Here is a 567-nt window from a genome sequence, read left to right on the forward strand (position 1 = left end):
ATAACGCCTTGCTAAGGTGCGGCTAACACCACGAAACCCAAGCAAAGCCACGTAATCACTAAACTCAACCGAACCAAAAATGCCAAAGGTTAGCCGTCACTCTTAAGCAATTTGTTATGTACGGGGCTTAGTTATCCCCAAAAACTTCCGTAAACATCAGCATTTAGAACTTCAAAGAAAACCTCAAGGCTATTTACCGTTGGTGTTGGCTCGTAAAGGTGCCACTTTAAATCAGACCTCATCCAGTAAATTTTCCACTCGTTACCCGATTTGTTGAACCTTACTTTGGCTATAGGGCTCTCCATTTGCTCACTCGGATTATTCCACTTCGGGCGAACTTCGAAGATTTCAATTGATTGCCCATCAATTCGGTAGCCAAGATCCAACTGATTTCTTATTTCAATTGGTGGGCGACGAGAATCGAGATAAACCTCAACCGCTTTTTCATGTCGTTTTTGTTCGATTTCAGAGAATGCCATGTCAATCACCTAAGCTATTAATGAGCTTAAGTTTACGACTTAAAACTGACGAGTGCATGGGTTAATTTTTTGAAAGAGTACATAACGC

The 567-nt window shown here is 41.4% G+C and carries 1 protein-coding gene; it reads right to left on the minus strand.

All coding sequences use genetic code 11. The features are described 5' to 3' along the window. Positions 1-131: 131 nt before the first annotated feature. Complete coding sequence (locus tag M9196_RS23295; protein ID WP_250619887.1) at positions 132-479, minus strand: DUF3024 domain-containing protein; 348 nt, start codon at positions 477-479, stop codon at positions 132-134. Positions 480-567 lie beyond the last annotated feature (88 nt).

Origin of the sequence: Vibrio methylphosphonaticus (genome assembly GCF_023634655.1) — a bacterium.
In the GTDB taxonomy this organism is placed as follows: domain Bacteria; phylum Pseudomonadota; class Gammaproteobacteria; order Enterobacterales; family Vibrionaceae; genus Vibrio; species Vibrio methylphosphonaticus.

Excerpts from the sequence above, each read along its gene's own strand:
- M9196_RS23295 (WP_250619887.1), bottom strand. The coding sequence starts at position 479 with ATGGCATTCTCTGAAATCGAACAAAAACGACATGAAAAAGCGGTTGAG.